This window comes from Paenibacillus sinensis (genome assembly GCF_019904155.1).
GTDB lineage: Bacteria > Bacillota > Bacilli > Paenibacillales > Paenibacillaceae > Paenibacillus_AQ > Paenibacillus_AQ sinensis.
In genome coordinates this window covers 61,723-84,194 of sequence record NZ_JAHCMB010000217.1, presented here as the reverse complement: position 1 = coordinate 84,194, position 22,472 = coordinate 61,723, and the positions used below count along the sequence as shown (strand labels likewise).

The following is a 22,472-nucleotide window of genomic DNA, read 5'->3' as shown; positions in this document are numbered from 1 at the left end:
AATTTTGTCATTTGCTAAATCATACATTGATATACTCCTCTACGCTGTGTACGTGCTAAATCCATACCCCTCAGACTTGCTATTGACAGGATTGCCACCGTAAGGTCCGTATTTCGTAAGTCTGCTTGTTGAGGAGGTCACTTTCTTTTCGTTTTGACCGATGCCTTTCGAGAAGTGACACTTTTCTTTTTAGCAGCTTCCTCTGCAGCCAGACGTTCTTCTTGAAATTTCTGTTCAATCCGTGCTTTTTCAGCTTGCCGATCTTTTTTTGTCTGCTCTACTTCCACAAGAACCTTCTCCTGGCTTCTGCCATCGGTCATGCTTATGAATTTTTCAAAAGCATCTGGGTAAACAAACATTTTATGCCCGGCTGCATTAGGAAAATCAACTTCCACCCGGCCTTCTTCCACTTTACTGATTGTCCCCTTACCAAAAACAATATGGGTTACCTCTTGCCCAATAAACTGCATTAGTTATCCCTCTCCCTCGTTGTATTACTAGATGATCATTCTCATCCATTCAAATCCAAGTACCTTCCTGTATAGCTCTCAGAACAAGCTGCAACCTCTTCAGGGGTCCCCGAGCATATAATCGTGCCACCATTCGGACCTCCCTCAGGACCCAAATCGATGATATGATCAGCATTTTTTATCAAATCAAGGTTATGCTCAATTACGACAACGGTGTTACCGCCATCAACCAAATCATGCAGGATATGAATGAGCTGATGAACATCGGCAACATGAAGTCCGGTCGTCGGTTCATCCATTATATAAAGAGTTGATCCCGTAGCCGGTTTTAACAACTCAGTAGCCAGCTTTACTCGCTGCGCTTCTCCGCCGGAAAGAGTCGTAGAAGCCTGGCCTAGTTTTATATAGCCCAAGCCTACCCGGCACAATGCTTCCACTTTTTTTCGTATTTTGGGCAGGTTTTCAAAAAAAGCGGATGCCTCTAAAGCCGTCATATCAAGTACGTCTGCGATGCTTTTTCCTTTATAATGAACCTCAAGTGTTTCTCGATTATAACGCTTCCCCTTGCATACATCACAAGGAACATAGACATCCGGAAGGAAGTGCATTCCAATCCTCATCAAGCCTTCTCCAGTGCAAGCCTCACAGCGACCATCCTGGATATTAAAAGAGAATCGTCCCGCATCATATCCTCTAAGCTTGGCCTCATTGGTCATGGCAAACAGTGACCTGATGTTGTCAAATAATCCCGTATAAGTCGCCGGATTGGATCTTGGCGTCCTCCCAATCGGAGTTTGATCAACATTGATAACCTTATTGAGCAGCTCGATCCCTTCCATTTCCCGATACTTGCCCGCATGTGTATGGGCTCTGTTTAGTTTTGCCGCCAGCTGCTTATACAAGATTTCATTTACAAGACTTGATTTGCCTGAACCGGAAACACCGGTAACGCAAATAAACGTTCCCAGCGGAAAGGATACATCGATATCCTTCAAATTATGCTCCGCAGCTCCAAACACGGTTAACATTTGTCCGCTGCCTTTTCGTCGTTCTCTGGGTACAGAAATATGCTTCTCCCCCGACAAATATTGCCCCGTTAACGAACGCGGCTCGTTTATTATGTCGGCTACAGCACCCTGTGCAACGATTTCTCCCCCGTTAGTCCCTGCGCCGGGGCCAATATCTACGATCCATTCCGCCTGGCGCATCGTCTCTTCATCATGTTCAACGACGATCAAGGTATTGCCCAGATCGCGCAAACTTTTTAAAGCGCTTAGAAGACGGTTGTTATCCCGTTGATGCAATCCTATTGACGGTTCATCCAGGATATACAGGACTCCGGTTAAGCCGGAGCCAATTTGAGTTGCCAGCCGAATCCGCTGACTTTCTCCTCCCGACAGAGTGCCCGCCGCTCTGGAAAGCGTCAAGTATTCAAGACCGACATCTTGCAGGAAATGCAGGCGGTTTTGTATTTCTTCTATTATAGGTTCGGCTATTCTGGCCCTCGCTCCAGATAAAGTAAAGTTCATAAGCAGATTGCTTGCTTCGTTTATTGATAATTTGCAAAAATCCGATATATTCTTCCCTTCAACCAATACCGCAAGAATCATGGGATGAAGCCGATTGCCCCCGCAATCCGGACATTCCTGAGATGACATGAAGGATTCCAATTCCTTGCGCATAGCTTCGGATTGCGTTTCACGATATCTGCGCTCCATCTGATTGATAATACCCTCAAAAGCCTGTTGAATGGATCTAAGATCGCCGCCGTTCCCGGAGCTGCGCTCCATGTGCAGCTTTTCTCCTTTCGTTCCATAAAAAAGAGCATCAAGAGCCGCTTCTGTAAAGTTCGAGAGGGGCGTATCCAAATCGAAGCTATATTTTTCGCCTAATGCTCTGTAATACATCTGGGAATAATAACTGCCTTCCGGGTTACTCCAGCCTCCAACTGCAATGCCATTATCCTTCAGTGAAAGGGCCCGGTCAGGTGCTACTTTTAATGGATCGACCTTCAGCTGGTATCCCAGCCCAGTGCAAGTTCTGCAAGCTCCATATTGATTATTAAAAGAGAACATCCGCGGGGATAGCTCCTGCAGTGACAGCCCGCATTCCGTACAAGCAAATCTTTGAGAGTACACATTATCTTCCCGGGTATCAACCCTGTAAATATTCACTACATCCCCCGATAATAAGAAGGCGGTTTCCAGAGAGTCTGTTAATCTTTGAAACTCCCCCTCTTTGACCGTCAGCCGATCTATCACGATATCAATGGTATGCTTCTCATCTTTCTTTAATTGGATTGATTCGCCTAAACTGAGCATTTCTCCATTAATCCGAACCCGCGCAAAACCATCCGATTTAATTTTTCCCAAGACTTCCGTATGTTCGCCTGGTTCATCACGAATGATTGGAGCCATTACCATATACCGGGTCCCGGTTGGCCACTGCTGAATGGTATCGATAATTTGATCAACAGATTGCCGCCGAATCTCTCTCTTGCAGTTCGGACAATGCGGCACACCGACTCTTGCCCATAGTAAACGCAGGTAGTCATAGATCTCAGTTACGGTCCCTACCGTAGAACGCGGGTTGTTAGAAGTAGTCTTCTGTTCAACTGCAATTGCCGGAGAGAGCCCATCAATGGAATCAACATCTGGTTTATTGGTATTGCCAAGAAACAGCCTGGCATAGGATGACAAGGATTCAATGTACCTCATTTGCCCCTCAGAATGCAGAGTATCAAAAGCCAAGCTCGATTTCCCCGACCCGCTCACCCCGGTAAATACAACGAATTGGTTCCGCGGGATCCGGAGTTTGACATTCTTCAGATTGTTTTCTCTAGCTCCGTTAACCGTTATATATTTATGCATAAAGCCTCCTAGTACGATTTTAAAGCCTTTATAAATTAATTGTATCATATGCCTGTCAAGTGTTTTTTCCACAAAATGTAATTTATTTTAAGTTTTTTTCACTGTATAGATGACGCGATGCTATGCGGGTTGACGAACAAAACAACTGGTCTCCCGCGCAGGATGCAGGCCAAAGCCCAAAATTAATAAAGGCCGCCATGTAGGCGACCTAGTGAAATCGTTCGTTCATTCATAAATGACCAGAGCAGAATAATGCCCGGACGCTTGCCTGATTAAAATCTTTGAGAAATAATGACCGATCCGAAGCAATCCGATCCTCTCTTAACAGGCTGATTCCGGCATCCCGGCAGCCGCATACTGAAGCTCTATGCTCCCGAGACCGTTAACGATACGGCCTTCAGCGACGGCGAGGTGCAGCTTCCGATGAATCGGGGATCGTTGCCCACCGTTTCGATGCCGTTCAGAAGCTCAAAGAAATTGCCGGACACGGTAATCTGGTTGACCGGTCTTACAATGGCGCCCGCCTCAATCCAATATCCGATAGCCGCGAGCGAGAAGCTGCCGGAGGTGGCGTTGGTTCCGGCATGGAGGCCTTGGAGCTCCACGATCAGCAGGCCTTTATCCGTTCCGGCGATCATCTCCTCCAGGCTCTCTGTACCTGGTGCGATATACAAATTGTGATAGGACACTCCAATTTTGCCTTTGTATCCGCCTTTCGAAGCGTTCGAAGTACTGGACGTCCCCGCTTTGCGCGCCGTTGCCCGGTTATGCAGGAAGGTGAGCAGTTTGCCCTCCTTCACCAGTTCATGCCGACCGGTAGCGCTGCCTTCCGCATCGAACGCTTTGGCCGATGGAGCCCCAGGCATCAGCGGGTCGTCGATAATCGTCACATTGCTGCCCGCAATTACTTCACCCAGCCGGCCCTTTAGCAGCGAGAAGCCTTTGTCTACGGATTCGGCGGAAAATACCGAAGCGAAGCTCGACAGCAGCGAGGTCGCGGCGTCATTCCGGAAAATTACCGGATAATTATCCGAGGGAACAGTAGCCGCCCCAAGCTTGGATACCGCCTCCCGGACTCCGGTAAGGGCAACCGCCTCCAGATCGATATCGTCAAAGCTGCTCAGCGAATAATCGAACCAGCCCCCCGTCACCGTCTCCGCCGCTTCGGGAGATTCCTTCGCAAGCACATAAATGCTCGCTGTGGCGCTGCTGCTGCACAGGTGGCAGTTCAGTCCCTTGGTGTTGATAATCGATATTTCGTTCTCGCTAACTGCGGCTGCAGAGCGTCTGACCATTTCAATCCGCGAATCGGAGTTCAGCGCTGTACGCTCCATGGCAAAAGCAGCTTCGATCAGCTTCTCCGGCGGTGTCTTCATGATCTCCGCCGAGTAGCTGTCAACTTCATGATAGTGCTCCGAGCCCTCGAACAGCTCCTCGTCCTCGTTCAGCTCCACAACCTCCGCATTCCCGGCCGCTTCGGTCAACAGGAAGGGAATGGAGACTTCATCCAGCGCCTCAGTAGAAGCGTAGCCCATCTTTCCGCCGATCAGGCCACGGAAGGACAGTCCTCCGCTCTCCACAATTTTATAAGCATCGATCTCGCCTTTTACGACGGACACGGATAAGGATTTCCCGCTTGAATAGTAAATCTCCATATCCGTGAATCCGGCTTCCCGGCCTTTGCGAAGCAGCGCCTCTTGAAATTCAGCAATGTTCACCGCCTACTCCCCCTTTCTTCCGCCGACCGTCATCTCGGACACCCGGATCGTCGGCTGCCCGCAATTCACCGGAAGGCTTCCGCTGATCGAGCCGCACATGCCCTGCCCATGCTCCAGGTTGTCGCCGACCTTGTCGATCCGTCTCAGGATGTCGATGCCTTTTCCGATCAGAGTCGCCCCTTTGACAGGCTCCGCAATCTTCCCGTTCCGGATTATATAGGCTTCCTGTACAGCGAAGTTGAAATCGCTGGATGCGGTATTGACCGATCCGCCGCCCATGGATTTGGCATAAATGCCGAATTCCGTATCCGCGATAATCTCTTCACGGGTCGAGGTTCCGTTGCAGATGAAGGTGTTGTTCATACGTGAGGCCGGTGCGAACTTATAGGACTGTCTCCGTCCCGATCCGGTGGCAGCCATGCCCATCTGGCGGGCGCCCAGCTTGTCGATCAGATAGCCCTTCAGGATGCCGTTCTCGATCAGCACATTGCGCTGGGTCTTTGCTCCCTCGTCATCAATGTTGAGTGAGCCCCAGGCATTGGCGATCGTCCCGTCATCCACAGCTGTGACGAGTTCGGAGGCGACCCGTTCCCCCAGCTTGCCGGCGAAGACGGATGACCCCGGAGCCACGGATGTCGATTCCAGCCCATGTCCGCAAGCTTCGTGAAACAGTACGCCGCCGAAGCCGTTATCGATAATGACCGGAAACCGGCCGCTCGGGGCATAGCCTGCTCTCACCATCGTCACCGCGATCCGTGCGGCGGTCCGGGCATGCTCTTCAATATCCAGCCCTTCCAGAAATTCATGTCCCGCATAGGCGCCAGGGCCGCTGAAGCCTGACTGCTTCTGCCCGCCTTCTTCCGCTACGGCGCTGATGCCAAGTCTCGTGTATATCCGCATATCTTCAACCAGCAGACCGTCACTGTTGGCGATCAGCACATGCTGGCGCTGATTACTCGCATAGATGCGCGTCTGGGAGACAGCGGAGTCATAGCCGGAAGCTGCCTGATGGGCTCGCCGCATAAGCTCGATCGTCCGCTGCTTAAGTGAGCTGTCCGGGATCGTTCCGATATAGTGGCGGTTGTCAATCACCGCCCGCCGGAGATCCATCGCCGGAATGACGGCCCCTCCGTCCCGAATGGCCGCTGCTGCCGAACGCGCGACCGCAATGAGATTGCCCTCGCTGCTATCGTTCGTGTAGGCGTAGACCGCGAAGCTGCCCTTCAGAATCCGGACACCGACACCGTAATCCCTGCCTGACAGCGAGCTGTCGACAAGGCCGCCCACCATTTCAAGTCTGCCGTCCGTCCGGTCTTCCGCGAACAGCTCCGCAAAATCGGCTCCCGTTTCAAGCGCGGCGCCAAGCACTCTTTGAATCACTTGTTCCTGCAGCATCTTGTACCTCCCCAAGCCTCATTTGTCTATCATGTTTATCCATTATAGCCCATAATACCCACAGCTGTCGCATTTACTGAAGCATAAGCCCGTGCCCGGACAAGGAAGTCACGGGCATGAGAATAGGCTGCTTCAAAGGCAGTCTGATGAACTGGCCCGCGCGCCACGAGCGCCGGCCGGCAGCACAAAAAGCGCCCTGGCATCAGCCGGGGCGCTCTCTTATTCATCAGTCGATACAATACGATTGACTTCTACCTATTAAGATTTTCTTCTGCGGCTCAGCCAGCGGTTCAGGACAAGACCGATCAGGATGAGACCAAGTCCGCCCATATAGATGGGCATCGAGCTGCCTTCACCTGTCTTCGGCAGCTTGCCGGAGGCGGGGTTAGAGCCCTTATCCGGGTTCTCCGGACCGCCCTTAGGTACATCTTCATCCGGAATATCCACGCCGCCGGAAGGCACTTCATCGATGATCGGCACTTCGGACGGCGTCACCGTGGGCGACGGCGAAGCAACCGCCGATGGCGATGGTACGGCTGAAGGCACAGCGGACGCTGCCGGTCCGATCGGAACTGTATCGTCCGGGATGATCACCTCGCCGCCGGTTGACGGCGTTGGCGAGGCCGTCGGAATGACGCCCGTCGGAGCTGCTGTCGGCGTGGCGGTCGCGCCCGCAGGCGGTGCCGAAGCCGGAACTTCCGAAGGCCCGGCCGACGGGTCCTCGGACGGAGCAGACGAAGGCGATACGGATGGCTCGGTTGAAGCCGATGGAGTTGGCGTCGGCGATTCCGTCACTTCCGGAGCCGATGGAGTCGGTGTTGGAGTTGGTGTCGGCGTCGGGCTTGCCGAAGGCTCCGGCGAGGCTAGCTTCTTATTCGTTACCGGAAGCGTAATCGTCGCGCCCGCTCCCAGGCTGACCGCATGCTCGGTCGCGTCGAGCGTATAGCCTTCCGGTGCCTTGGTCTCCACTATGGCGTAGCTGCCGGCCAGAAGACCGTTGAATACAGCTTTGCCGTCTTCTCCCGTCACTTTGCTGCCGATCAAGAGACGCTCATCTCCGTTAAGCCGATACAGGTTGAATTCGGCGCCAGCCAGCAGCTTCAGGTGATCAGTCTCATCCAGCTTCTGGACCGTCAGCGTACCCCGGGAGCCGATGCCTGTACCGGAACCGCTGGAGACGCCGACGATAACCTCGGTCGAGGTTTCTTTGGTCACCTCAATTACATTATTGCCGCTCAAAGTTGCCTTGTTGGTTACCGCTTCGCCGCTGCGGGCGGCGATCAGCGACTGGTATTCCAAAATATAAGCCGACCGGATGTCACTGAGGAAGCTTAGCACAAAGGTCTGCTTGCCGGCATCCGTAGTCACGATATCCAGCGTATAATCCGTTCCTTTTACCAGCTCGGGACCCGACTTGGCGATCGTTCCGTCAGGAGATACGACAGTCGGATACAGATGGAAGGAATCGGCCAGCAGCAGTTGATTCGGACTGCCCGTATCAGTAATCTTCGCATCCTTCACATAAGACTGCCCGCGATTGATATTAATCGTCCAGTTCAGCTTGTCTCCGGACTGCGAGCCGCTCTTGGACACATAGTCGCCGCCGTGCGGGATCGTTACCGATGCTGTCAGATCGCCGGACACCTTGCTGTCGCCGTCGAAGACGGAGGCGCTGTTATCAGCCTTATTGCTGTCGATCAGCTGTCCTTCCAGACTCGTCTTGAACTCGATGAAGAACGGATAGTTGACCGGCTCCTGGAAGCTCACTCTCAGAATATTATCGTCACCGATCGTTACCGTATAAGGAACGTTCAGTTCGGACATTTTGGTCGTATTGCCGTTGGACCACAGATACATCTGCTTCACCTTGACGGAGCCGGGAACCAGCTTCTGCGGGGACTCAATCTTGTCGACGACAATCGCGCTATTCAGCGTCATGCCGTTATAGTTACCTCCAACCGACCAGGTGATTTCCTTGCTGACGGCATTATATTCACCTGTCTTGAAGCCATTGTTCTTCACTTCAGAGCGCGGATCGAAGGATGCAATCGCATATCCGGTCGTTCCGTCCCAATACAAGTAAGAGGTATTGTAGAACTTATCCTTGCCTGTAAGAGCACTGAAATCAAATTTCGTCTTATAAGAGATCGTATATTTACCGGTAATCGTATCATTGAAGCTTAGTGTGAAGCCTTTGCCAGGCTGAACCGGCTGGTCATAATCCAGTGTATAAGCCGAAGCCGGAACTTTTTTGCCTTTGGCGTCCGTAACGACAAGGGTGTCAGGCAGGAACGTCAGTCCACCGTACGGAACCACATCCTTCACGACGACATGGCTCATCGGATAGCTGTCTTCATTCAGAGTGATTTTCCAGTTGACGGTTCTGGCGACATAATCAGCGCTCGCGGCATCCGCCGTCTTCGTAATAACTACCGGAAAAATATCTTTATTGTATTCCGCCTTGTACGTGCCCGAGGTAACGGTGTTGTAAATACGCTTCGCCTCGAACAGCCGCTCTTTCGGCTTCGTCTGGTATTGGATATCGTAAGGCGTCGTTACATCGCGCAGAAACTGGAGTACGAAGCCGGTCTTGCCGCTGGCGCTCGCTGGAGTCAGCGTATAATCCGTTCCCGGAACCAGCAGCGAACCCACGCTTGCCGTACCATTGGCATCGACGTTTACGTTATATACCTTGACCGAACCGTCAACCAGGATCTGGGTATTATTGAACAGGTCGGTAAGGGCGGCCTCCGATTGCGGGATGAAGCCGTAATTGTAATTGTACTCAATCTTCCATGTTACCGTCTGGGTGATCCGGTCATAGCCGATATCGTATTTTTTCAGACTCGGAGCTCTAAGGACCTTAACGGTGGAAGAGGCGGTCACCGGGTTCAGATTCGTACCGGAGAAGGTCGCCGTATTGGTGAACTGGCTCTTGGTCAAATCGGTAATATCGGTCGTATACATGAGCCGGTAAGCGCCCGTAATTGGCGAAGACTTGAAATGCAGCGAAAGCGTGCCATTCCCGGATGCCAGCTCATATTGGGACGGGTCCACAAGAATGCCCTGATTCACAGCTCCGTCCAATTGCATATCCAGCTGATAGACAGCCACCGTCACCGGATCGAGTGTAAGTCCGGATGGGATCGGATCGCTTACAGATGCGCCGTAGACGGAATCTAGCGTCTTGTTCACATCCACCGACCAGTGTATGGAGGTGGCGTTATAGCGGTCGGCCGTTCCCTGCTTGTCGATCGTGGAGGCAACATCAGGCTTAAACCTTACAACGACAACCTGGGTATCTCCATTGACCGGAAAATAAATCTGCTGAACGGTGCTTCCCTTGATTACATCTTTATCAAATCGGGTGGAGATGTTTAGTGTACCGTGGATATTATCATGACTTTGAATGAATTCGTTAAAGGTCAGCGTAACCTGATGGGTCGCCTGGCTAACCGTGAAGGTTCCGAAATCGCCTTCATCGGACTCCAGCGCTCCCCCGATATCGTTGTACAGCTTGAACTGCTCGGGCAGTTGAAAGGTAAACGTATCTCCGGCCTGATAGCCGTGTCCGTCCGGCAGGGACCATGTATAATTGAGCTTCACTTCAGCCCCTTGCTCGTATACATCTCCGGTAACCGTCTGCCCGTCGGGGCCGTATACCGCCATGGATACGCTCGTAATAATATTTTGGTCGCTGTCAATGGAAGCCGCTTTGGCATCAGTCATAAATCCAAGTCCATAGCTGTACTGGGCAATCAGCAGCAGGATCACGAGTCCCATGGCAAACCTTTTCTTCAACATTCTCCGCAGTGTCATCCTTTATATTCCCCTCTTCCCTCATGTTTTGCCGGTGCTGTACCGCTGATTCATTCAACATTTTGCATAATTTGAATATTAACGCTTGAGCAAAATGCCCAGATTATATAAATGGATTATTCTTCACAAGGGAGAAATATTCACGGTGTGCCGTACTCTTGCCAGGCTGTGTGAACCGTTAACTGTAAGCGTTAATCATGATAATTCTCTCGGTGCCGGATTTAAGGAACGGGATGCTGCAGTCTTGATGTTTCTTGGATTCCCCCGCTCTCGTCCTTTATGTATCGGAATGTCCAACGCTTGAAATGCTCCCAATGCGTAATATCCATTTAACGCCGTATAATCTTAAAATCCTTGCCTCGTATCCGCGGCTTCCGGACGGTGTGCAGGGACGCGATAACACCGCGCCGCCTTTTGTTCTCTGAACTGTTCTGTATTGAGAACACCTGCTTCTAGCTTATTATCCTTAATTTAATCTGTCAAGCGGGAAGAACCGAAGCTCTATTTTCCTATATAAAAAGACAATAAGCCTCCGCAGAAACCTGCGGAGGCTTTAGCTTGCTGCGTATTCGATTGATGACTGGTCTTGCTGTCAGAAACTCGACTTATGCTTCGTAAACTTCAACCAAGGTCATTTTGTCGCGGCCCTGGAAGGCGTCGACATATTCCATACCCTTCACAACCTTGCCGAACACGGTATGCTGACCGTCAAGATGAGGCTGCGGCGCGTAGCAGATATAGAACTGGCTGCCGCCGGTGTTGCGGCCGGCATGCGCCATAGCCAGTGTGCCGCGCTCATGCTTGTTCGGGTTGATTTCGCAGTTGATGGTATAACCAGGACCGCCGGTTCCTGTTCCGTTCGGGCAGCCGCCCTGGGCAACGAAGCCCGGAATTACGCGGTGAAACACAAGACCGTTGTAGAAACCGTCATTCGCCAGCTTCTCGAAATTGGCCACCGTATTGGGAGCGTCCTTATCGAACAGATCCAGCAGCACTTCGCCGCCGTTCTCAAGTGTAATCTTCGCTTGTTTAGCCATATGTAAATAGCTCCTTTCAGATTAACAAAATGTGTATGTACGCGTTCACATCCTAGGAGACGGGACCTCGTCCATGTACGATAAAATCACAGGATCTCCATGATTCAGGGTGCAGGCGTACTTATCCAGTGTACTATGAAACCCGGTTCAAAGCAAAGCAGCAGGCTGCATATCCGTTAACGAATGAGGCTCTTGCCGCTGTTCATAAACAGGAAGCCCACTGCGCAATGGCAGAGGGCTTCCCCGGATTGATAGCCGAATGAATCCTTACTTCGTAACCGGCTGCTTCGTCATGCGGGCCGGCACCAGATCATTGGCCACAATATCACCGTGGCTCTCACGCTTGACGACCAGATCGCTATGTCCGTTCTGGACGAAGACGACAGCCGGACGCCGGATGCGGTTATAGTTGCTCGCCATGGAGTAATTGTAGGCGCCTGTGCAGGCAACTGCAAGCAGGTCTCCGCTCTCAACGGCAGGAAGCTCCACGTCATAAATCAGCATATCGCCGCTCTCGCAGCATTTGCCGGCGATGGACACCGTTTCAGCAGCAGGCTCATTCGCGCGGTTCGCGAGCAGCGCCTCATACTTCGATTCATACAGCGCCGGACGCGGATTGTCGGTCATGCCGCCGTCCACGGCGACATACTTGCGCACACCCGGAATGTTCTTGCTTGTGCCTACGGTGTAGAGCGTCGTTCCGGCATCGCCCACGATGCTGCGGCCCGGCTCAACCCAGATTTCCGGAAGGCTCTCGCCGATCCCGGCAAAATATTTCTTCACCGCGTTCGTAATAGCGGCGACGTATTCTGATACCCGAAGAGGGGTATCGCCTTCGACATAACGGATGCCGAAGCCTCCGCCAAGGTTGACGACCTTGAAGGAAATGTTCAGTTCGTCATTCACGCGGCGGGCAAAGCTGGCTACGCGCTCAACAGCCATCTCGAAGCCGTCCGTCTCGAAAATCTGGGAGCCGATATGGGAATGAACACCGAGCAGCGTCAGATTCTCTTTGGCCGATGCGAGCTGTATCGCCTCGAAGGCGGAGCCGTTGCCGATGTCGAAGCCGAACTTGGAGTCGGTTTGGCCTGTCGCGGCATAGGCGTGATGCGCATGAGCTTCAACACCCGGGGTAACGCGGAGAAGAATATTGACTGTCACTCCTCTTCCTGCTGCGATGGCCTGCAGCAATTCAAGCTCAGTGAAATTGTCGACAACGAAGCAGCCAATATGCGCGTCAAGCGCCATTTCGATTTCATCCGGCGTCTTGTTGTTGCCGTGGAAATGAATGCGGTCTGCCGGGAATCCGGCTTGCAGTGCAGTATACAGCTCGCCGTCGGATACGACGTCCAGAGACAGCCCTTCCTCGTCCGCGATCCGGCACATCGCCATAACCGAGAACGCCTTGCTTGCGTAAGCAACCTGAAAGCCGAGCCCGCTGGCTGCGAAAGCATCCATGTATTCGCGGCAGCGGTGGCGGACCAGCTGTTCGTCCATGATATAGAGAGGCGTTCCGTATTCGGCCTTAAGCTCGGTAACGTCGCATCCCCCGATTTCCAAATGACCGGCATCGTTAATCCGGCTCGTCCCGTGTAAGAACATTTTGTGCAATCCTCCGATTTCATATTTGGAATATCCATTGCATTCGTCCTGTGATATTCAGTATAACAGAGGATGGGAACGACGTAGAATGGACAAATGCACAGTTCATTTGTATTATCCTACGATTTGTTGTTCTGGCCTTTTGCCGGACCGATACGGGTGTTGTCCCGTGTTTTGTTGAAGGATGGCCTTGTCTCGGAGGCCATGACCTCCCGCCGGAACAGGATGGACCCGAGTGCCTTTGCATTAAAAGGTATAAAGGGCCATAAATAAGACGAGTTGTAGGACCGGTTGAGCGTCAGGAGCACAATCAGCAAAGTCGAGCCGATGACAAACCCGGGCACATGGAACAATCCCGTCGCCAGGAGAAGCAGAAGCCTGACAATCCGGTTGGCCAGACCAAGCTCATAGCTCGGCGTGGCGAACATCCCGATCGTTGCCAGCGCCATGTACAGAATAACCTCGTTGACGAACAGGCCGGTCTTCACCGCAATGTCCCCGATCATGATAGCGGCGATCAAGCCCATTGCCGAGCCGAGCGGCGTCGGCGTATGAACGGCGGCCATCCGCAATAGATCGACGCCGAGCTCGATCATCATGAACTGGGCGAGCAGCGGGATTTTGGCCATCTTCTGCGGACCGATAAATTCAAGAGACGCGGGCTTAAGCTCGGGATGCATGACAAACAGCATCCAGAGAGGCAGCAGAAAGATCGAGCACAGAATCCCTATAAAGCGGACCCACCTCAGGTAAGAGCCAACCAGGGGCGTCTGCCGATTCTCCTCCGCATGCTGGCACAGGTCAAAGAATGTGGTCGGAATGACCATGACACTGGGCGACGTATCGACGAATACGACAACCCGTCCTTCCATCAGGTGGGAGGCCACAACATCCGGACGCTCGGAATACCGGACCATCGGATACGGGTTCCAGTTCTTGCCGACGATCGCTTCCTCAAGCTGCTTGTCCGCTAGCGGTATACCGTCTATATTGATCGCTGCGATTTTCTCGGAGACCGCCTCGACCTGGGACTTGTCCACGATATCGTCAATGTAGGCAATGGCCACGTCCGTATTCGTCCGGCGGCCGACCTGGTGCAGCTTGAAGGTAAGGCCCGGATCGCGAAGACGGCGCCGAACCAGCGCCACATTGCTAAGGAGTGTTTCCGTGAACCCGTCGCGCGCGCCCCGGACAACACGCTCGATGGTCGGTTCGTCCGGCGATCTTGAAGGATACGCACGGGTATCCATGACGATAACATGGCGTTCCCCGTCAACGAAAAGGGTGCTCATGCCCATCATCGTCTTGCTGACCGCTTCGCTGAAGCGGTCCGTCTTCTCGACCTGTATATGCGGAATATAATCGTTCAAAAAGGCGGCGAAGGCGTCGGTCAGCATGTCGGACGGTGTCAAATAGGTCAGCCGCTTCAGGATTTCATCCATGACGAAATCCTTGGCGAAGCCGCTCACGAAGAGAAGACCCGCTTTTGTTCCGGCAAAGCTCATCTCTCTGAACACAATATCAAAGGAAGTGTCAAGACCGATTACCTCGGTCAGCACGCTTCGGGTTTTATCCAGTGATTCGGGAACCCGGTCGTCTCCGTTCCAGTACCGGATCGATTCCTCAAGCGAATTCGATAACTCCTTGTCGCGCTTCTCCTGTAGGCGGGATTCCTTCTTGTCCTTCGGCTTCTTCTTGTCCTTGCCGGAATCCGCTTCAGCCTTGGAAGATTTCCCGGACGGCTCGTTTACATCGCCTTGGGCATCTTCCGCCTCCCCTTCTCCGGGGTTTCCATCCCCCATGTTGGCTTCATCCCCAATAGGCTCAGCTTCCCCCGAGAAGTCATTGCCTTGAGCATCCTGCTCCACACGGCCCCAGCCGGGCGTCGGCGATTCCTCCCCCGCAGCATCCGCCGTCCCCGGTTCCACGGAGGCTTCCATTTCCCCGGAACCGGACAGACCTGCCGGATCAGAGTCCGGCTGACCGTCTTCCGCTCCATTATCTTCTTCTCCACTTGAGAACGCATCGTCCTCTGGATTGCCTGTTCCCGTACCCCCATCTTTGCTCTCTGTTACCGGGTTCTCAACAGCCGAATCACCCTCTGATGCTTCAGGAGGCACTGGAGCCGATGTACCCTCTGTAGCCGTTTCGGAGGACGTTCCGTTATCAGGTCCATCCTCTTGATCTTCTCCAGCCGTATCCCCATTGCCTTCTTCAGGCTCTTCTTCGGACTCTTCTTCCTGCTCACTTTCGGATATATCATCTCCGGCTTCGCTGTCCTCGGAGTCCCGCTCTGTCGTGCCCGGCTCGGCTGAAATCTCCGCATCCCCGTTGGCGGGAGCCTGATTGCTGCCTTCGTTCAGAATGCAGCCCGGGTCCGCACTCAATCCCACGCCTTCAAATTCTGCGTCCTTCGCTTCTTCCGCATCATTTTCAAGACACCGCGATTCCTGCTGCCGCTCTTCCCGGCCCGGGTCTTCCTGATTCATGCTGTCTCCACTGTGGATATATCTGCTCATCATAAGCCCCCGTTTACTGTCGGTATACAAACCAGTCGAACAACGAGCCCGCTACCTTCCCGGCGACCATCGCCATCAGCAGGCCGAACAAATAGGACGTCATTTGAAGCCGCTTCGCCAGGATGGGAAGCACATTCAGCACCTCGGTAAGGGCGGCTGCAAGCATCCCGACGAACACTCCGTCAAACAGGCCGACAACAGCCGGAATCACCGGCCCCGCTCCAAATTTGAAGCGCCAGAAATCGGCGATCGTACCGATCAGCGACCCGCTGACCATAGCGCCTTCATACCAATGGACCTTGTCATAGCTTCGGGTCAGCTGAGCGAGACGCGGAATCATGTCCAGCACGACGAACAGGGCGATGACCCCGCCTCCTACCGCGATTCCGCCGGCAATGCCGAGAAACAGACTGACAGCCAATTCAAGGATTGCGGTCATCGCCTTCTTTCCTTCCGCCCACCCGAGCCGGCCTCATTCTCCATTTTTCGGTATTCCTCATGGACGACATACTGATCGATGCTCTTCTGGTAGAGGAACATTTCCACTTCGAGTGGAGTCGGTTCTTCATTCCATTTCTTCTTGAAGAGATGATTGAAAAAGACGACCATGCCGAATCCGATCCCGAGCGAATAGGCCAGCTGAAAGGTGTACGGATGCTCGTCCCTCCGGCCCGTCAGCATCTCGACAATCCGGATTTGGACCTCCTCCATATTGACATCCGCATGAAAATTCATGATCGTCAATGCGGCGCCGAAGAACAGCAGCAGCCACACCAGCGCGAACCGGAAGCCGGAAGGCTTACGCTGCGTATGCGGCTTGTATATTTCCACGATCGTCCGTCCTTCTCCAATTGGCTCGATTTCCGCCTCCGGTGCGAGTGTCTGCACAATGGGGATGACCTTCAGCATGTCGATCAGGATCAGATTCCCGTCTTCGGCATCCGGTTGAACAAGCAGCAGCGTTTCCAGAGGTTCTCTCAGTTCCGGAGGTGAAATCATGAATGCGATATCGCCAAGCCGTACGCCTGCTCCATGCGGCAGCGTCACCCGGCTCTTCAGCTGAATATAGATGACGGAACGGTTCAGGTTATGCATCGGCTTGCCTCCTTGCGGTTCATCTGCATTTTGTCCGGTCGAATAATAGCCGGGTCCACTAAAGGCCCTCATCCGCCGCAAGCGGACTTAGAATAACGGTAGTATGGGTGAAAAAGGAGTTTTTTACCCAAAAGAAGCAGCGTTTGCAGGATTCAGCAGCTAAAATAAGCCCCTGCAGAGATTGTCCACAGGGGCTTGTTATACGATATTCAGCTGGGTTTATTCCTGATATAGCCTCCCTCAGCGGGCGGGCGAGGATATCAGGAAATCTTGCGCAGTTCCACTGTGGCAGCAGGCTCCGCCTGCTCTTTCTGCTGGGCAGAGATGGCGAACAGCGCCGTCCAGATCAGCACGAAGCCAAGCAGCTGTGCCCAGGTTACAAGCTGGCCGTAGACAGCCCAGTTCAGCACGAGGCTGGTCATCGGGAAGCTAAGTTCCGCCAGCGTGGCGAACGACGCTTTCGTGGTGCTGAGGCCGCGGTAGTAGAGCAGCATGCTGAGCAGACCCGGCAGCAGTGCCTGGAGCAGCAGGTTAATCGCGATCAGGGCCGAGGTGCCGATTTCGCCGTTCAGCTGCCAGGGCGCACCCTCCGCCGCCGTAATCACGAACAGCAAGGGGAGCGCCAGCATGAACCGGAGCGAGGTTACCGTCTCGTATTGCATCGTTCCGAGCAAATATCGTCCCATAACGGTCGAGCCGCCCCAGAGCGCCGCCGCTCCGAGAGCCAGCGCACTTCCGGCTGTGACGAAGCTACCCGCATGCCCGAACGGCATGCTCCATCCGAAGGTGAGCAGATAGGTGCCGGCCAGCGCAAGCAGCAGGAGCGGCAGAAAGTAGCGGGGCAGCCGCTCCTTCAGGATGACCGCCGCGAGACTTATGGCGAACAGCGGCTGCAGCTTCTGAAGCAGAATAACGGCGTTCAGATCTCCGCTGGACAGAGCCTGTGTGAACAGAATCGTCGCCACCGCCGAGCCGCCCCAAGACACGAAGAGCAAGGCGGCTGCATGCCGCAGGCGAATTCTCTTCAGCTCGGCACGGCGCCGCCACAGTACCGGCGCGGCAGCAAGGAACAGCACGACATGCTCCAGCAGCACAATCTGCGAAGACGTCAGCGATTTCAGCAGCAGAATGCGGAACAGCGGGTCCACGCCCCACAGGGCGGCGCCCAGGACGACCAGCCAGAAGCCTCCACCCAGCGGCGCCTTCCGCGCGCCTTCAATAACAGCAGTTGATTTAACCATGAACATTACTCCTCATTCCTACAAGCTTCGGGACTGCCCAGGGACTCGCCATTGAACATAGATTGCCTGAAGTCTAACTTCCATGAGACAATCTTGCCTTGAATCCCATTACCCGGACCAAAAAACCCCCGATGCCGCATCCTAATCATGCGTCCCGGGGGTTCTATCCGATATCAACGTCAAGCCTAAAGAAACGGTTCGCCTGCGTTCTTCGCAGGGCCTATCCGTTCCACCGGCAGCACCAGGCGTTTCTATCCTTGATCCTCTCTCATCCGGACTGTACCGTCGGCTCTGGAGTTTAACCAGATCAGTCCCTTCACTTCATTGCTTAAGCGAGGGAGTCGCGGGCTGCGGTTCGCTTGTTGGCGAACCTCACCGCCGGTCAGGAATTTCACCTTACCCCGAGAATCTTGTATTCCGTTATTTTTTTCACAGCCCAAGCATATTCCTTTCGACGCCATTCGTAAAGACTTTTCATGAAAATTTCAAGAAAAAAATGCCGGCCGCAGTCTTTTCACCACTTTATTCAAAGATCATCTTCCGCTTCTCGCTCTCCGGGTCCTTGACCACCGCGGGCGCTTCATCGAAGATCAAGGTCGCACGTTCCTCCGTCTCATATTCCGGCCAGGGAAGCTCAGAACAATCCGGACTGCCGCTGTACGCAAAAGCGGTCCAGGCGCTGCGCATCGCGTCCGACAGCGATTGAAGCGCCTGGGTCACCTGAATGCCCAGCCCCCGAAGGAAGTCCATATTCCCGAACACATAGGGAATCTCGGCAGTGTGAACCGCCTTGGAGAGCAGCGTGTGGTCCTCCACTCCCCAATCGAAGCGATACATCCATACCGGGCCATGGCCCAAATAGCTCTCCGCAAAAGCGACCGCGCTGCGCCAGAAGAACAGGTCGGTCATCATGCCCGCCTGCCCCTCCCAATCTTCCGAATAATAGGGCGCCAGCGCCGACAGATCGGAGAGCCCGAGCGTCTGCTCCAGCGCTTTCAGCGACTTCTCCATCGGCGGGACGGGCGTCCCTTCCCGGAAGAAATAATGCCCTTCATGGCTGTTCGTGCCGATGAGCAGCGGAACCCCGCTGGCCGATCCGCCGCTCACGGCAAGGACCGGCTCCTCCGGCAGCGTGTCGGTATCGACGACCGGCTGGAAGACCATGCCGGGCGAGTCGCCGGTCAGCCGCTGCGCCACCGCGAATGCGGCCGAGAGAATGCTCTCGGCCGGCAGAACCCGGAGCTGCGACGCGCTGCTCCGGTCCAGACCAAGCTCGGCCAGCAGCGCTGCCGCTATGGCCGAGCCCGCCTCCGGCGGGAGCGCCTGCGACGCGCCGCTCTGCATGATGGCGCGCGCGAACAGCCCGCGCGCGGACGGCATCGCCAGCAGGGCGGCGACGCTCATGCTTCCGGCTGACTCGCCAAAGACGGTCACCCGTTTCGGATCGCCGCCGAATGCGGCGATATTGCCCTGCACCCATTCCAGCGCCGCGATCTGGTCCAGAAGACCGGCGTTCGAGGCGAAGCCTTCGCCGAGCGGCGAGAGGTGCAGGAAACCCAGCGGTCCCAGTCGGTAATTGACCGACACGACCACGACCCGGCTTCGCGATGCAAGCACGCGGCCGTCGAACATCGGCTGGCTGCCCGAGCCGGTCAGGAACGTGCCACCGTGAATCCAGACCATGACCGGCAGCGTTTCGTCCACCCCGGCGGGCGACCAAACATTAAGGTACAGACAGTCCTCCGAGAAGACCGGCTGCTGGCCCCGGTACCGGGTTCCCCGAGTATCCGGCGGCTGAAGGCTGACGGGTCCGAAGGAGGACGCATCTCTGACACCTTCCCAGGATGCCGGGGGGCGAGGCGCCGCGAAGCGCAGCTCCCCGACCGGCGGAGCGGCGAAAGGAATGCCTCGCCAGATGATAACGCCGTCTTCTTCCGTTCCTCTAACTATCCCATAGCCGGTTGAAGCTTCAGTATGCCGCACAAGAACACATCCTTTCGATACTAACATTCAAGTTGCCTTCGAGATTTGCTTTCGAGATCTGCTTTCAAGAGTTGCTTTCGAGAGTTATTTTCGAGACTTATTTTCGAGACTCGTTTTTGAAATTGACTTTTATGTCTAAGATAGCGGCTCCTCGTCTTCCCCCGGCTTGGCGTACAGACCCGAACGGAAGCGGAACCATTGGAACACATGCGTCACGACCACTTTCAGCACGGCGTATCCCGGAACAGCCAGGATAATGCCGACTACTCCGAACATTTTACCGGCAAATACAATGGCGAAAATGATCGTGATCGGATGGATTTTGAGCGATTTCCCCATAATTTGCGGCGAGATAAATTTGCCTTCGATCAATTGCACCGCCGTCCAGACGACGATCATTTTAAGCAGCATGAACGGCGAGGTGACCGCAGCTACAATCAGCGCAGGTGTAATCGCGATCGCGGGCCCAAGATAAGGAACGACCGCCGTGCACGCCGCCACAATCGCGAGCACCAGCGAGTAATCGAGCCCGATAATCAGGTAGCCGATATATAGAAGCGCTCCAATGCAGCAGCTCACAATAATCTGACCCCGGATATAGGAAGCAATCTGGTCGTTCATCTCGGACATTACCGACCGCGTCTGCGGCCGTAGACCATTCGGAACGAAACGCAGAATATAATCGGGCAGCCGTCTGCCGTCGCGCAGCAGGTAGAACAGAATCAGCGGCGTCGTCACGATGCCGAGAACGATCTCCGTGATCGTGCCGACCAGATTGCCCACACCGTTCAGGGCGTTTCGCAGAAATGAGGTGGCCCAGGTGGTGACCCGGGTCGTTACCTCATCGATGCCGGAGCCGGTCTTCTCCTGAAGCTGGCCAAAAAATTTGCTGCCGATCAGGTGGTTGATTTCCTCCTGAATCTGCGAGCTGTACATCGGGAAATTGTCGATCAATCCCAACAGCTGGCGACGGATGATCGGGATAACTGTCAGCAGGATGAGCGTGATAATGCCGATAATGAGCAGATACAGGATAATGATGCCGTAGGAACGCTTCAACCGGCTCTTCTTCTCCAGCCTGTCCACCAGCGGGTTGAGCAGATAATAGGCGACTCCCGACAGAATCAGCGGCAGCGCCACCGTATGCAGCAGCACCGACAGCGGCTTGAATACAAACGGTATCTTCGAGAGCACCATCACATTAAGTCCGATCAGCAGAAGCACCAGCAGAAAGACGACGAATTTATTATTGAGAAAAAATTTGCGAAATTTCTCCGGCCAGATTTGCAGCCTTTGCATCCACTTGAGCCTCCCAAATTATAGTGTTGCATTAAGGATAGACAACATCCGGAGGGCAAGTCAAATCAGGCGGATAGCATTCCGTCTTTCTAGGCGAACCGGAATTCCTCAAGTCTGCCCGCATGAACGAAACCAATAGATCGGTAGACTTTGTTGGAATCCGGGTTTTTGGCATCGGCATACAGCATCGGTGTCAGCCCGTTCTGCTTGCAGGTAAGGCATAGGGAGGCGACAAGGGCGCTGGCGTATCCTTTTTTTCGATGGGCGGGAGGTGTATAGACATCATTGATCCGGGCGTGCCGGGGTGAGCGGTGGGCGATTCTCGCCATGGCGACTATCTGGTCTCCATCATTCCAGAGATACATGCCACCGGAGCCGATTGCCGAGGAGGCGGCTTGGTACACTTCTCTGCTATCCGGTCTTCTGCCAAAGGCTTCCATCGAGAAAGCGGCCATATAAGCGGCGATCTTCTCCGTATACGTGACGGTCGCCTTCTCCGGCATACCCTGCACTCCCCAAGGCATGAAGACTTCGGGACAGTCATATGCTTCCAGTGTCATATAAGGATAAGGCTTGCAAGGCTTCAGATTTGAATAATAACGTGCAAATCGGTCTGCGATATCGAGATCGGCGGTAATCCCCGGGAACTCCCGGTCATCCATATACCCGGCCAGCCGCCGAATCATCTCGTCCTTCTCATGGGAAGATACGTCGGAGCTAATCCACAGCCAGGGATTAAACCCCGGGGTCTGTCCCAGTACAAGACGGCCATCCTCCGTTCTGACCCGGAGCGCCTCCTGGCTCCCGCAGATCAGATGAAGCAGATTATAGCGGACTTCGTCTTTGCGAAAAAGCTCTCCTTCCAGCACAAGATCGCCTTTCGGCAGATTCATGAACATGATACTGTCCCTCCAGCTATTCTTGTTTTTTGGGCAGGCAGATTAATTGCCTTAGCCTATTCGGCTTCCCGCCAATGTTATGCTGTGCGGATACCGTCAGCAGGCTTACTCTTCTCTTTAGGCTTCCTTTGAAGTGGAACGGCCTTTTCCCTTCCTCTTCCCCTTTGTTCCGGATGTTCCGGCAGCCTGCATCCCCTCCGCCCCGAAGGTATAGACGATCTTCTCCTCCAGCCTTTCGCCCTGCAGCAGCTGCCGGACAAGCGCTTTGCCGTGCTTGGGCGACATATCCCCGTACCAGACACCATCGGGATAAGAGATGACCACCGGCGCATCATTGCAGCGGCCGTTACAGCGGGTTAATGTCGTATGAACGACCGCCTCCGCTCCTTGCTTCTCAATTTCTCCGTCTATGGCATCAATGATATCCTCACCTTTACGCTTTCTACAGCTGCTTCCGCCGCAGACGAGCAGATGGCAGGTCGTTCCCTCCAGATTCCAAGTCGTCATGTCCATACTCCTTCTTTA

Annotated in this window: 15 protein-coding genes and 1 riboswitch; all 15 genes read right to left on the bottom strand. The window is 54.1% G+C overall.

Going from position 1 to position 22,472, the window contains the following annotated elements:
• Positions 1-137: 137 nt before the first annotated feature.
• Positions 138-470: a hypothetical protein gene (locus KIH86_RS26425; protein ID WP_223086404.1), complete on the bottom strand. Its 333-nt coding sequence runs from the start codon at positions 468-470 to the stop codon at positions 138-140.
• Between the two features lie 41 nt (positions 471-511).
• Entirely contained in the window at positions 512-3,340 is a 2,829-nt protein-coding gene (gene uvrA / locus KIH86_RS26420) for an excinuclease ABC subunit UvrA (protein ID WP_223086401.1), read from the bottom strand.
• Positions 3,341-3,705: 365 nt separating this feature from the next.
• Entirely contained in the window at positions 3,706-5,058 is a 1,353-nt protein-coding gene (locus KIH86_RS26415) for a TldD/PmbA family protein (protein ID WP_223086399.1), read from the bottom strand.
• A 3-nt stretch (positions 5,059-5,061) separates the two neighbouring features.
• Entirely contained in the window at positions 5,062-6,453 is a 1,392-nt protein-coding gene (locus KIH86_RS26410) for a TldD/PmbA family protein (RefSeq protein ID WP_223086396.1), read from the bottom strand.
• A 258-nt stretch (positions 6,454-6,711) separates the two neighbouring features.
• Entirely contained in the window at positions 6,712-10,272 is a 3,561-nt protein-coding gene (locus KIH86_RS26405; protein WP_223086393.1) for a collagen binding domain-containing protein, read from the bottom strand.
• A gap of 605 nt (positions 10,273-10,877) precedes the next feature.
• A complete protein-coding gene (locus tag KIH86_RS26400) occupies positions 10,878-11,309 on the bottom strand; it encodes a peptidylprolyl isomerase (protein WP_223086391.1) in 432 nt (143 codons plus the stop codon).
• Positions 11,310-11,576: 267 nt separating this feature from the next.
• Positions 11,577-12,911, bottom strand: coding sequence for a diaminopimelate decarboxylase (lysA, locus tag KIH86_RS26395; RefSeq protein ID WP_223086389.1), 1,335 nt, complete (start codon positions 12,909-12,911; stop codon positions 11,577-11,579).
• A gap of 119 nt (positions 12,912-13,030) precedes the next feature.
• Positions 13,031-14,713 (bottom strand): spore germination protein, encoded by a 1,683-nt coding sequence (locus tag KIH86_RS26390; protein WP_223087672.1) that lies wholly within the window; start codon positions 14,711-14,713, stop codon positions 13,031-13,033.
• Positions 14,714-15,443: 730 nt separating this feature from the next.
• Complete coding sequence (locus tag KIH86_RS26385) at positions 15,444-15,869, bottom strand: stage V sporulation protein AB (RefSeq protein WP_223086387.1); 426 nt, start codon at positions 15,867-15,869, stop codon at positions 15,444-15,446.
• Positions 15,866-16,525: a stage V sporulation protein AA gene (locus KIH86_RS26380; RefSeq protein WP_223086385.1), complete on the bottom strand. Its 660-nt coding sequence runs from the start codon at positions 16,523-16,525 to the stop codon at positions 15,866-15,868. The genes KIH86_RS26385 and KIH86_RS26380 overlap by 4 nt, the downstream gene beginning before the upstream one ends.
• A gap of 260 nt (positions 16,526-16,785) precedes the next feature.
• Positions 16,786-17,766 carry a DMT family transporter gene (locus tag KIH86_RS26375; RefSeq protein ID WP_223086383.1) on the bottom strand — a complete coding sequence of 327 codons (981 nt, stop codon included), beginning with the start codon at positions 17,764-17,766 and terminating at the stop codon, positions 16,786-16,788.
• Between the two features lie 256 nt (positions 17,767-18,022).
• Positions 18,023-18,179: riboswitch (FMN riboswitch) on the bottom strand.
• A 109-nt stretch (positions 18,180-18,288) separates the two neighbouring features.
• The gene (locus tag KIH86_RS26370; protein WP_235775615.1) at positions 18,289-19,749 is read right to left on the bottom strand and encodes a carboxylesterase/lipase family protein; all 1,461 of its coding nucleotides are present in this window, start codon (positions 19,747-19,749) and stop codon (positions 18,289-18,291) included.
• 135 nt (positions 19,750-19,884) lie between these two features.
• A complete protein-coding gene (locus KIH86_RS26365; RefSeq protein ID WP_223086378.1) occupies positions 19,885-21,048 on the bottom strand; it encodes an AI-2E family transporter in 1,164 nt (387 codons plus the stop codon).
• An 89-nt stretch (positions 21,049-21,137) separates the two neighbouring features.
• Positions 21,138-21,947 carry a GNAT family N-acetyltransferase gene (locus KIH86_RS26360; protein ID WP_223086376.1) on the bottom strand — a complete coding sequence of 270 codons (810 nt, stop codon included), beginning with the start codon at positions 21,945-21,947 and terminating at the stop codon, positions 21,138-21,140.
• 117 nt (positions 21,948-22,064) lie between these two features.
• A complete protein-coding gene (locus KIH86_RS26355) occupies positions 22,065-22,454 on the bottom strand; it encodes a (2Fe-2S) ferredoxin domain-containing protein (protein WP_223086373.1) in 390 nt (129 codons plus the stop codon).
• Between the last annotated feature and the right edge of the window lie 18 nt (positions 22,455-22,472).